Source organism: Allofrancisella frigidaquae, from assembly GCF_012222825.1.
GTDB classification, from domain to species: Bacteria; Pseudomonadota; Gammaproteobacteria; order Francisellales; family Francisellaceae; genus Francisella; species Francisella frigidaquae.
The window spans coordinates 307,090-320,101 of the sequence record NZ_CP038017.1; the positions used below are offsets into that span (position 1 = coordinate 307,090).

The window sequence follows — 13,012 nt, forward strand, 5'->3', positions numbered from 1 at the left end:
ATGCAGAACATAAATTTTATTGATATACACTACCATGCATCTCCAGATCTATTTTTAAGAAGAGAGAATTCAATTTCAGCTGGAAAAAAATACCAAGATCTGGGTGGAGCAGTAATTCTAAAGAGCCATTTAGGATCAACAGTTCAGGCAGCTGAAATTGCAAGAACTCAAGGTTTACCAGTGCTACCATCAATAGTCTTAAACAATATTGCTGGAGGGTTAAGTAGAAAAACCATTTTACATGCTTTATCGGAATATACATATGCTGATAGGTTACGAATACTTGTCCATTTACCTACTTTAAGAAAAACTCAACATAAGAGTAAGTTAATTAGATCGTATAGTAATCAATGGGCTGAAAAGTATGCATCAGAGCCATCCTCTATTTGCATTAAAAATACACTAAAAGAGGATGTAATTGATATATTAAAGATGAGTAAAGACTATCCAATAGTAGTTACAAGTGGTCATGCAAGTAAAAATGAAATTTTGTTATTGTTAGAAGAGTGTGCAAAATTAAAAGTTGATAAATTTATGCTCAATCAACCAGCAAACCCTATGACTGGGTTAACAGCTAAAGAACTATTGGTTTTATTAGACCAATATCGATTTTTATGGGTTGAGCAGTGTGCTTTAACCTATACATTAAAATATCAATCGTGGGATGATATGGTGGAGGTTTTAAAAAATGTTCCAAGAGTGATATATAGCTCAGACTTTGGACAAAAGTCTCAACCTAGTATCGCTGACTGGTATCTAAAATCAAAAGAGTGGTTTGAGAGTATGAAGTTAAGTAAAAAACGGATTAAAGATATTACTCTTAGTAACCCGTTACAACTGTTAAAAGTTTAAGGTAAAATGTTATGAAAAATAATATAATTTTTTTGTTTATTATAGGGTTGATGTGTGCAATAGGCTTAATCGCAACAGATATTTATATACCTGTTTTGCCACAGATTGGTAATTATTTTGAGACTTCTCAACACTCGTTACAGTTAACTTTAAGTGTATATTTGTTTGGCTTAGCTATATCACAATTAATCTATGGTCCATTAAGTGATAGGTATGGTAGAAGACCTATTATATTAATGGGCATGGTAATTTTTGTTATTGGTACATTTTTATGTATGTTATCGGTTTCTATTAATATGTTTATTGCTTCAAGGCTTCTACAAGCTATAGGAGCAAGCTCAGGTATGGTTATAGGCAGAGCTGTTGTTGGTGATACTTACACCAAACAAGAATCAGCAAAGATCTTTACAGTTATATTTCCAATAGTTGGACTGTCTCCAGCTATATCTCCAGTAATAGGTGGGTTAATAGGAAGTATCGCAAATTGGAGGATTATTTTTGCTTTCGTAGTGCTACTTTCGAGCATTTTATTCCTTATGATAATTTTATTTTTACATGAAACAAAATCTCGAGAGAATAGAGTATCTATTCATCCTAAAATTATATTTGGTTATTATAAAGAATTATTTTTTTGTAAAAACTTTTGGGCCTATACATCGATAGTATGCTTTGCATATATTACTTATTTTGGTTACATAGCAGAATCGCCTTTTTTATTTCACCACTTTAAGTATACAGCTATAGAAATTAGTTTTTTCTACGTTTCACTATCACTTAGTTATTTATTTGGAAATCAAGTAGCAAAGCGTTTACTATCGTTTATGTGTATAGATCGGACTATTTTTATAGGGTACGGCTTTTTTGGATTGGGTGGAATAATGTTTATTGTACTTAACCATGGGGTAAGCTTTACTCCTGTTGATTTAATATTGCCAGCTACAATATTAACATTTGGTAATGGTTTTTTACTTCCTTTGGGAACAGCAGGGCTTGTTAGTAGCTTTGAAAAAATATCAGGTTATGCTTCTGGATTAATGGGAACTATGCAGTTAAGTAGTGCAGCACTCTCAGTTTATTTAGTAGGTATATTAAGTAAGACAAATATAACAGCCTTTACAATATATATGTTACTTGCTACTTTTACAGGTTTTAGTTTGTTTTTATTCCTGGTTCCAGTTTTCTCTAAATTTAAGAAGGTGGCTTAGGAACAGTTGTCAATTAAACTTACATTTGACTTGTTTTTCATATTCTCAACAAACTGCGTAAGTTCAAATTAACATGTTAAATGTTAGATTGTAGTCCAGAAAATTTAAAATAGTTTAAAGTTTTTATTTAATATTAATTATATAAATATTAGTATACTTTTTGTTTAAATTGCTTTATAATTTTAAATAAAAACTATTTATTTATGAAATATAAAATATTTAAAGATTTATTTAATGCATTGGAAGATTATAAAAATACTAGGAAGAAGGGATTAAATTATAAAGGAGGAATAATAGGAGATCTGTTTGGCAGCCCCTCAAAAACTGAAAAACTTAGTGCTGTTGATGCCTACTGGAATTTTATAACAGTAGGAGATTTGGTACCAGGAGATGTTGATATTAAATTTTTACAACATGGAACTTTAGGAGGGAGGATATTACCTCTATTAAACCAACTTGGTTTTAAAAATGTATCAGAATCAATAAAAGGATTTCCAAATATTAGAGATTTATATATAGCATATTTGCCTCAAAATGAAGACTATGAGAGAACAGTAAATAAAGAAGAAGTAAAGTTGCAAATTTCTAGAAATTCTCAATTGATTAATGAAATTAGAGTAGAGCAGTCTAAGTTAGGTAATAGTATTGATATGAAAAAACATACTCGAAGACAGTCATTATCTAATCCAATTCTATCTAAATTAGAAGAAGGTCGGCCGCTTATTATGTTGCAGGAAGATTATCCGCGTGCACGCAGAAAATCATTAGATATTAAATACAATCTAAATAATTTAATAGGCTCTCATATCAAAGCCTCCACCGGTCATATTTTTACAGGACTTGAGTTTGAATTGGCATGCATTACTGAATATGCACAAAATTCTCCAGCTGAATTTTATAAAGATCATAAAGTCGTAGCAATTTTTGAACCTAAAGAATATTTCCAAGAAGCGTTAGAAACTGATGCTGGTAACACCTTGGAGTATGTAACCTCGCCGAGGTATATTAAGAAAGATGACTACTTAGAAAGAGTTTTATATATATGTGTATTAGTTTATATTTGGATACATAAAGAAATATTTGGTTATGCTCCAAACATTCAGCAGCATAAAATTTGGCATAAGCAGTATGCTAAAAACGATGTTAGAGTAAGAGGATTCACCGATAGATTGGGGGAATTCTTTAGTAAACATGTCAGATATAATCTTGACGTGGTAAATAAACAAGCTCTTAACTCAAAAATTAAACCAGTTGCTAAAAGTGATTCAGGTGCCGAATTTCAATTTAACTTAAGTAGTGATACGATACCGGTCAATATAAAAGGTGAGCTATTTACTAACACTAAAAAGTATTACCCAAATAAGTTAAAAGAAATAAAGAAAGTATTTCCAATGTTAGATGATTATGTGCTATTGGGTATAATTACATATATTAGGCAAATACCCTATATGATTTTGGAAGTTATACATAGCGAGAGTACAGATACAAAATATACGTATAGAAATTATACTAGGGCTCTTAATATTTTAGCTCATTATGTTAAGCTTGGGCTTGTTGATACAATGAACCTTGATAAGTTTACTCCAGTAAAGATATCTCAATTGCATAAGAAAATGATCAATAACCCTGAGAAATTCATTTATGAGAAAGATAGGCCAAGAAACCTTGAAGATATTTACAAAACACCGTATGGCAACACTTTCTTTGTAAAAACTAGACCACAACAGCTGGTAACTAATGTGTACGTTAGTGCTCCAAAAGATTACAATCATTTTTGGTTAAAATGTAGTTTGGCAGAGTTTCTAAAACAGAGTTGTAAATTACAATTGATAAACTATAATGCTAATAAACTTAAAGAGATAGCTATAGAAATTATAAAATATACAAGGGCATATAAACTGCTTAGTGAGCTTTATGAATACTCTAAGGATATAACAATGCCTGAGTGTAGTGTATTAAAAAGTGATTTGAAAACTATAATCAATAATATGATAGAACTTTTAGTAAAAGATATTGACACTTTTGCCAGTTTCGATAAAAATAAGTATTATAAGAAAGAATTAGGTCAGTTAAAAAGAATTAACGAATATAAAACTATTGGTGCTAGGCAGGATACTTATATTAAAAGCGATAATATCGTTATGGAGTCAAGAGCTGTGAGTGCGTTATATAAACAAAACCCGAGAAAAGCGTGGTTTCATGATTTAATGGATAAAGTTAGCCAATCAGACAACCCTAGCTTTAATACGTACGGTGAGATAATAAATTACGTTAATGAGCTTGATAGTGATAGGATTTCGGCTTTCAAATCATTACTTTCAAAAAAATAAAGAGCAAAGTTTAGTATTATCTATATCTAATAAAAATTATACTTTATAATTATAATCAATCTTTATACTTATTGTTGGGAGTCGGTTTAAACTAGATATGACCTGGTCAGATATTTTATCAGAAGAGAAACAAAAATCTTATTTTAAGCAAATATTAGAATTTTTAGCTAGTGAGGAAAATAAAGGTAAAGTTATATTTCCAGCTAAAGAGAATATTTTTAACGCTTTTAAGTATACTAAATTAGAAGATTTAAAAGTGGTAATTCTTGGTCAAGATCCATATCATAATTATAATCAAGCTCATGGCTTAGCATTTTCAGTGCAAAAGGGAGTTGATATCCCACCGTCTTTACGTAACATGTACAAAGAGCTTGCACGTAGTGTTCCAGAGTTTGAAATTCCAAATCATGGTTGCTTAGTCGATTGGGCAAAGCAAGGGGTATTTTTGTTAAACACAACTTTAACTGTAGAGGCTCATAAGGCAAACTCACATAAAGACATTGGCTGGGAAACTTTTACAGATACAGTAATCAATAAAATATCTGAGTATAAGGAAAATGTTGTTTTTATGCTTTGGGGTTCTCACGCACGTAAAAAGAAAAGTCTTATTGATAATTCTAAACATTTGATTTTAGAATCAACCCATCCATCTCCTTTATCAGCACATCGTGGCTTTCTAGGATGTAACCATTTTATACTTTGTAACCAGTATTTACTTGATCATAAACTTAAGACTATAAATTGGAAATTAACTGATTAGTCATAAATTCTTAAGAATTTTTACTGGTTTCTTACTTATTATCAAAAGATGCTTTTTAGGCTTGAGTATGTTAAAATATCACCCATATGTCATATCTTTATTAAAAACGGTAAGTAATGTCTGTAACGACTAAAGAATCATCATCAATAAATATAGAAAAAGAATTAAAGCAATCATACCTTGATTATGCAATGAGTGTTATAGTTGGTAGAGCTTTACCAGATGTCAGAGATGGGTTAAAGCCAGTTCACCGAAGAGTTCTTTTTGCGATGAATGAGCTATCAAACTATTATAATAGACCTTATAAAAAGTCTGCTAGGGTTGTCGGTGATGTTATAGGTAAATACCACCCACATGGTGATACAGCGGTTTATGATACTATCGTTAGGATGGCACAACCTTTTTCTTTACGTTATACATTAGTAGATGGTCAAGGTAACTTTGGTTCAGTTGATGGTGATTCACCAGCAGCTATGCGTTATACAGAGATTAGAATGCAAAAGCTTACTCATGAGCTTTTGGTAGATATTGATAAAGAGACGGTAGATTTTTCTCCAAACTACGACAACACAGAGTTAGTTCCAGATGTTTTACCAACAAGGGTACCAAATCTTTTAGTTAATGGCTCATCAGGTATTGCTGTTGGTATGGCCACAAATATCCCTCCTCATAATATGACAGAGGTAATTAATGGAACAATAGCTCTTATAGACAATCCTAGTTTAAGCGTTGAAGAGTTAATACAATACATTCCAGCACCAGATTTTCCAACAGGTGCCTATATAAATGGTACAGATGGTATTTTAGAAGCGTATAAAACAGGTCGTGGCCGTGTGATAATGCGAGCTAAGGCTGATATAAAAGAAGATGAAGCATCAGGTAAATCGCAAATAATAATTACAGAGATACCTTATCAGGTAAATAAAGCAAAACTAGTTGAAAAAATTGCTGAGCTTGTTAAAGATAAAAAAGTAACAGGCATTTCAGAACTTAGAGATGAGTCTGATAAAGATGGTATTAGAGTAGTAATAGATTTAAAAAGAGATGAATCTCCAGAGGTTGTATTAAATACTTTGTATGCTCAAACTCAACTACAATGCAGTTTTGGTATCAACATGGTCGCTCTTAGTGACAATAGACCAAAACTTTTAGGCCTAAAAGAGATTTTAGAGCAATTTATAAAGCATAGAAAAGAAGTTGTTACTCGCCGTACTATATATGAGCTAAGAAAGTCAAAAGAAAGAGCTCATATTTTAGAAGGACTATTGTTATCTTTATCAAATATAGATGAGATGATCGAACTTATTAAAGCTTCGCCAAGTCCGGCTGATGCTAAAGAATCTATGCTAGCTAGGTCATGGAATGGTATTCTTGTCAAAAATATGCTGGAAGGTGTTGATGTTAAAATGTATCGTAAAGAGACATTAGCCTCTCATTATGGTATCCAAACAGATTCGTCATATAACTTAACAGAAGAGCAAGCTGATGCAATTTTAGCTTTGAGGCTACATAGACTAACAGGTCTTGAACAAGATAAGATAGTAAATGAGTTTAAAGAATTAATTGATAAAATTAAGTATCTAATATCGATATTAAGTGATACAAATGAGCTTATTAGAGTAGTCAAAGAAGAACTTGTTGAAATAAGAGAAAACTTTGGCGACGCTAGAAAATCAGAAATTATTTCTTCAAGATTGGATTTGACAAGAGAAGATCTAATAGCAGAAGAAGAAATGGTTGTAACGTTATCGATGGATGGTTATGTTAAGACTCAGCCATTAAGTTTATACAATGCTCAAAAACGTGGTGGAGTAGGAAAGTCTGCAACCAAAACTAAAGAAGAAGATAGTATTTTTAAATTAATTTTAGCATCAACTCACGATACTATGCTTTGTTTTTCAAGCTTAGGTAGAGTTTATTGGTCAAAAGTTTATGATTTCCCAGTAGCTAGTAGAATCTCTAAAGGTAGACCAATAAATAATATTCTACCACTAGAAAAAGATGAAAAAATTACTGCTCTTATGCCAATTTCACAGTTTGAAGAAGGCTGGTATGTATTTATGGCTACAAAATTAGGTCGAGTTAAAAAAGTTGATTTATCAGAGTTTGCAAGACCACGCTCTACAGGTAAGATCGCTATTGGCTTGAATGATAGCGATGAGTTATCTTATGTTGCACTTACAGATGGCAATAAGCAGATTATGATGTTTTCAGATGCAGGAAAAGCAATTCGTTTTGATGAATCTGATGTTAGAGCTATGGGTCGTTCTGCCGCTGGCGTTACAGGTATGCGTTTACAAGATGATCAAAAGATAGTTTCTATGCTTGTGACAAATTCTGATGAAGGAGTTGTTTTAGCTGCTACAGAAAATGGTTATGGTAAAAGAACTCCAGTTTCTGAATATAGAAAAACAAAAAGGTCTAGTCAAGGAGTTATAGCAATTTCTACATCAGAAAGAAACGGTAAAGTAGTTGTAGCTGTACTTGTTGCTGAAGATGAAGACATTGTGATGATTACAAATAATGGTACTTTAGTTAGAACATCATCATCTGAAGTTAGAGAGTGTGGTCGTTCGGCACAAGGTGTTAGATTGATCAACCTTCGAAACAATGAAAAACTTATAGGTTTGAAGGTTGTAAAACAAGATGATACAGATATAGAGGAAAGCTTAGAAGAAGAAACTGAAATAGCTTTAGATGTTGACTTAACAGAATAAAGGTTATGTCTATGAAAAGCAAGGTTACTATATTAGGAGCTACAGGTTCTATAGGAGATAGCACATTAAGCGTAATTAGAGAGAGTAGTAGCTTTGAGGTGTATGCCCTAAGTGCCTTTAGTAATATAAGAAAGCTTGCTAGTTTATGTGAAGAATTTCAGCCTAAGTACGTCGTTGTACCTGACCAACAAAAACACCAAAAGCTTAGAGAACTTGTTAGAGAAGTTGAGATTTTGGTTGGTGAGGAAGCCTTAGAGCAAATTGCTAGTGATCCACAAGTTGATATAGTAATGTCTGCCATAGTTGGAGTGGCTGGACTTAAGCCAACTTTTGCAGCTGCTAAGGCAGGCAAGAAAATACTTTTAGCTAATAAAGAATCTTTAGTAGCTGCAGGGCATTTGTTAATTGAAGAGGTAGCAAAAAATAATGCCCAGCTTATACCTGTAGATAGCGAACATAATGCAATATTTCAGTGTTTGGATAATCAAAGCAAGACTTTTAATGAAAAAGAAATTGCTGAGATAATTCTTACAGCCTCAGGAGGGCCCTTTAGAGATAAGCAGTTAGATGACCTAGTTAATATAACCCCTGAGCAAGCATGTGCTCATCCTAATTGGAATATGGGAAGAAAAATTTCAGTTGATTCTTCAACTATGGTTAATAAGGCTTTGGAAGTGATAGAAGCATATTGGCTTTTTCGTGTGCCAGCTGATAGAATTAGCGTTTTAATTCATCCTCAAAGTGTTATTCACTCGATGGTTAAATATGTAGATGGTAGTTTTCTGGCTCAATTGGGTGTTCCTGATATGAAAACTCCCATTGCAAATGCTTTGTATTATCCAGCTAGAGGGTGTGCCAATGTTGCAGAGTTGGATTTTACAAAAATAAAGCTGACATTTAGAAAAGCATGCTTTAGTAGGTTTGAAGCTTTAAAATTAGTTTTTGAAAATTTAAGAAATAAAGATTACGCAGCAAATATAGTATTTAATGCTGCTAATGAAAAATTGGTAGAAGCATTTTTAGATGGTAAAATTAAATATTTAGATATTATAAAAATCAATAAAAAAATATTAAAAAAATTAAAGTTTGAGAATCCTAAACAAATAGAAGAAGTTTTTGAGATTGATAAAAAAGCTCGATGTTTAGTAGATTCTATTTTGAGGTAGAATTAAGTGTTTTTTTTAAGAAAGAAGTTTGTATTAACCTCTATTCTTATGGGTATTGCGTGTGCTGGCTGGGCAGAAACAGGTAGCTTTATACTAGACAAAGTATCTATAGTTGGTTTAGAAGGATTACAGGGTGATGTAGTTAAAAGCCGTATAGGTTTTAAGAGGGGTAGTTATATCACACCAGAAGATACAAACCAGATTATTAACAATCTCTATGGTACGGGTTTTTTTAATAGTGTAGACCTATATCGGAAGGGTAGTAATCTTTTTGTGAATGTAAAAGAAAGACCAATAATTGCAGATTTTAGTTTCAGTGGTAATAAAAAAATCAAAAAAGAGGATCTTGAAAAAGTTTTTACTGATGCTGGGGTCTATGTAGGTAATATTTATAATCCTAATACAATGTTTTTAATTAAACAATCGTTACTTTCCCAGTATTCAATGATGGGATTATATGGTGCCAAAATTGATGAAAATATCAGAAAACTACCGAACAACAGAATAAACATTAATTTAACAATTAAAGAAGGGAAACCTGCAACAATTGGAGACATAAATTTTGTCGGTAACAAAAATTTTGACGATAGTGATCTAAAAAGTGGCTTAGCTTTTCAAACACCATCTATTTGGAATCTGTGGGGTTTTTTAGCTCAATTTGATAGTTACTCGCCTAACGGTATGGAGAAATCAGTCCAGGATGTGACAAATTATTATCTTGATAGAGGTTTTCTAGATTTTAAAGTTACTTCTAAACAAGCCTCTATGTCGAAAGATCGTGAACATTCTTATATAACTCTTGGTATCCAGGAGGGTGAAGTTTATAAGGTTGGTGATATATCTCTAGATGGTAAATTTATAATACCTAAATCAGAAGTTGAATCCTTGATTCAGCTAAAAGAAGGTGAAATTTTTTCAAAAAAGAAGCTTGTAGATACTGTAGAGTCAATAAGAACTTTATTAGGAAGTAAGGGTTATGCTTTTGCAACAGTTAACCCTATTCCAGATGTTGATAAGGAAAATCGAGTAGTTTCTTTTAAATTTGTTGTAGATGCGGGTAAAAAAGTTTATGTAAATAGGGTAAATTTCTTTGGTAATAATGTCACAAATGATTACGTATTTCGTAGGCAGCTTCAATATTATGAACAATCCACATATGATAAAGAGGCTATAGATAAGTCACAAAGAAGGCTTGATCAGTTACCTTATGTTGGTTCTGCTGACATGCAACTTGTTCCTGTAGAAGGCTCAGATGATTTGGTAGATATAAACTACAATATTAAGGAGCGTAACGCCAACTCAATAAGTGGTAGCTTAGGTTATTCGGATTTATATGGTTTTATGATAGGCGGTAGGCTTAATATGCCTAACGTGTTTGGTACAGGTAATACTTTTAATATTAATGCTCAGCTTTCCATACCGTTCCAACAATTAGATATAAGTTATATCGATCCTTTTTTTACTACTTCAGGGATCAGCCAAAGTGTTTCAGCATATGTTAACCGTTCAAACTTTGCTAAAACAGATGCCATAGCTGCATACCAATTAGATACGCTTGGTGCTAGGTTGATGTATGGTTTGCCTATATCAACATTTAGTAATGTATCTTGGGGATTGACATTTGCTAACAATACCCTTAAACAGTCGGAAGGTTACAAATCTTCTATAGTTGAATGGTTTATTCAGCAGCAAGGAGGTAGAAATGTATTTAATGAGCCTGCTATAACAGGTGGTTGGAGCTATAATAACTCTAATAAATATATGTTCCCAACACAGGGAGGGTCATTTAATTTAAATGGCTCAATAAATATACCTGGAATAAGTAATATTAATTCTTATAAAGTTGAAGTCGGTGGGACTTATAATATTGCTGTACCAAATACAGATTTATCGGCGCTCTCAATTAGAGCAGGAGTGCAGTATGGTGGAGGTTATGGGAAAACTAAAGAACTACCTTTTTATGAGAACTTCTATGGAGGTGGTTGGGGATCAGTGCGTGGTTTCTTACAAGGTTCATTAGGCCCTAGAGATATTAACTTAGTAGATCCCAATAATCCTCAGCCAGGTAACTCAATTGGTGGTAATCTTAATATATATAATAATTGGGATTTATTGTTTCCAGTACCTTTTATTAAGGATAGTTCTAATATGAGAATCGGTGCATTCTTAGATGTGGGTAACACGTATATAACTTATGATCTAAATGGGGTACTATATCCAACTCCACCTAGCCCTACATCACCATCTTTGGGTAACCTTAAATATTCAGTTGGAGTTGAGTTTAGATGGGCTTCACCAATGGGGCCACTAGCAGTATCTTTTGCTCAACCATTTAATGTTCAAAAAGGTGATGTTACTCAGGTATTCCAGTTTTCACTTGGACAAAATTTCTAAAAATCAAAGGAGAAAAATATGAAAAAAATAATTAAGAAAATTTTAATTACGTTGATGCTTTTTACAGTGGCTACTACTGTTTTGTATGCAGATACTAAGATAGCTGTAGTTAATCCAGTAGAGATATTTAATGACACAGACCTTGGTTCAGTAAGTGTTAAAAAATTAGAAAATGACCTTAAGCCAGAGGCTTCAAAGTTACAGCAACAACAAAGTGACATTATGGCAAAGGTTAAAGAATTACAGCAAAAATCTACTACTATGACAAAAGCTGAGTTAGAGAAACAACAACAGCAAATACAACAAGAACAACAAACTTTTGCAGAAAAAGCTAGAGTTTTACAACAAAAAGAATACTCAAGAAAAGATGAATTATCTAAAAAGTTCCAAGCTGCATTTGATAAATCAGTGGAGACAATAGCAAAACAGAAAGGTTATAATGTTATACTAACTACTCAGGCTCTTGCTTACGTAAATGGTGTTGATGACATATCTGACGATGTTGTAGTTATGATGAACAAGAACTCTTAGAAAAACCAAAAACTATAATTGGTGGGTAAAATAATGTATAGCTTAAATTTATTAGCAGAAAAATTAGATGGTGTGATTAAGGGTGATAGTAGTATTGAAATAACTAAAATAGCTACTTTATCTCAAGCAAAAGAGGGGGATATATCCTTTTGCACTAATCCTAAGTACTTAAAAGATTTATCTAACACAAAAGCTTCTGCTGTTTTAATTACAGAAGAAGCTTTAGATTACTGTAATACGAACGCTATTGTATTATCTAACCCATATATGGCATTAGCTAAAGTAATGGAGATTTTTGATAAATCTCCAAAACCTAGTGGTAAGATACATAGTAAGGCTGTTATAGCAGCTAGTGCAGTTATCGGGGATAATGTAACTATTGACGCAAATGCAGTTATTGGTGAAAATGTTGTTTTAGGCGATAATGTTGTAATAGGTGCTTGCGCTACTATTGAGGATGGAACGAAAATAGGGGATTCTACAATTATTAAGAGTAGTGTATCTATAGCACATGATGTTATCATTGGGGCAAAATGTATTATTCATCAGAATGCAGTTATAGGCTGTGATGGGTTTGGAAATGCACGTGACGATGATGGTTCATGGACTAAAATACCGCAGCTAGGTAGAGTAGTTATTGAAGATAATGTTGAAATTGGTGCTAATACGACGGTTGATAGAGGTGCTATTGATGACACTATCATTAAAAAAGGGGCACGTATTGATAATTTAGTACAGATAGCTCATAATGTGGTTATCGGCGAAAACACAGCTTTGGCAGGTGTGACAGCAGTAGCAGGTAGTACTAAGATAGGTAGTAACTGTCTTATAGGTGGTCAATCTGCTATTACTGGTCATATTAGTATTTGTGATAATGCTGTAATAGGGGGCGCCTCTAATGTAGGTAAATCCGTGACAAAACCGGGTATGTATTATGCCGCTTTTGAAGTAAAACCAAGAATTGAATGGGGTAGGTTTGTAGCTAGATTGTCAAAAATAGATAAATTAATAGCTAGGGTTAAAGATTTAGAAAATAAATTAATTAAGTAATGAGGAT

The 13,012-nt window shown here is 32.6% G+C and carries 9 protein-coding genes; all 9 read left to right on the plus strand.

The genetic code is table 11. The annotated features are described in order from the left end of the window. The 9 genes from E3E15_RS01420 to lpxD all read left to right on the plus strand — a co-directional run bounded on the left by E3E15_RS01420 (position 1) and on the right by lpxD (position 13,005). A complete protein-coding gene (locus tag E3E15_RS01420) occupies positions 1 to 852 on the plus strand; it encodes a DUF6282 family protein (protein WP_035721135.1) in 852 nt (283 codons plus the stop codon). 11 nt (positions 853 to 863) lie between these two features. Continuing rightward, complete coding sequence (locus tag E3E15_RS01425) at positions 864 to 2,057, plus strand: multidrug effflux MFS transporter (protein WP_172106316.1); 1,194 nt, start codon at positions 864 to 866, stop codon at positions 2,055 to 2,057. A 203-nt stretch (positions 2,058 to 2,260) separates the two neighbouring features. After that, positions 2,261 to 4,387, plus strand: coding sequence for a hypothetical protein (locus E3E15_RS01430; protein WP_172106317.1), 2,127 nt, complete (start codon positions 2,261 to 2,263; stop codon positions 4,385 to 4,387). Between the two features lie 97 nt (positions 4,388 to 4,484). Next, positions 4,485 to 5,147, plus strand: coding sequence for a uracil-DNA glycosylase (ung, locus tag E3E15_RS01435; protein WP_172106318.1), 663 nt, complete (start codon positions 4,485 to 4,487; stop codon positions 5,145 to 5,147). 116 nt (positions 5,148 to 5,263) lie between these two features. Then, positions 5,264 to 7,864, plus strand: a complete 2,601-nt coding sequence (gene gyrA, locus E3E15_RS01440; protein ID WP_172106319.1) for a DNA gyrase subunit A — start codon at positions 5,264 to 5,266, stop codon at positions 7,862 to 7,864. Positions 7,865 to 7,869: 5 nt separating this feature from the next. Beyond that, on the plus strand, positions 7,870 to 9,030 hold the full coding sequence (gene dxr / locus E3E15_RS01445) for a 1-deoxy-D-xylulose-5-phosphate reductoisomerase (RefSeq protein WP_172106320.1): 1,161 nt from the start codon (positions 7,870 to 7,872) through the stop codon (positions 9,028 to 9,030). Positions 9,031 to 9,036: 6 nt separating this feature from the next. After that, positions 9,037 to 11,424 carry an outer membrane protein assembly factor BamA gene (gene bamA, locus E3E15_RS01450; RefSeq protein ID WP_035721149.1) on the plus strand — a complete coding sequence of 796 codons (2,388 nt, stop codon included), beginning with the start codon at positions 9,037 to 9,039 and terminating at the stop codon, positions 11,422 to 11,424. A gap of 18 nt (positions 11,425 to 11,442) precedes the next feature. Next, positions 11,443 to 11,955, plus strand: coding sequence for an OmpH/Skp family outer membrane protein (locus E3E15_RS01455; RefSeq protein WP_425352913.1), 513 nt, complete (start codon positions 11,443 to 11,445; stop codon positions 11,953 to 11,955). Between the two features lie 33 nt (positions 11,956 to 11,988). Beyond that, a complete protein-coding gene (lpxD, locus tag E3E15_RS01460) occupies positions 11,989 to 13,005 on the plus strand; it encodes a UDP-3-O-(3-hydroxymyristoyl)glucosamine N-acyltransferase (protein WP_035721151.1) in 1,017 nt (338 codons plus the stop codon). Positions 13,006 to 13,012 lie beyond the last annotated feature (7 nt).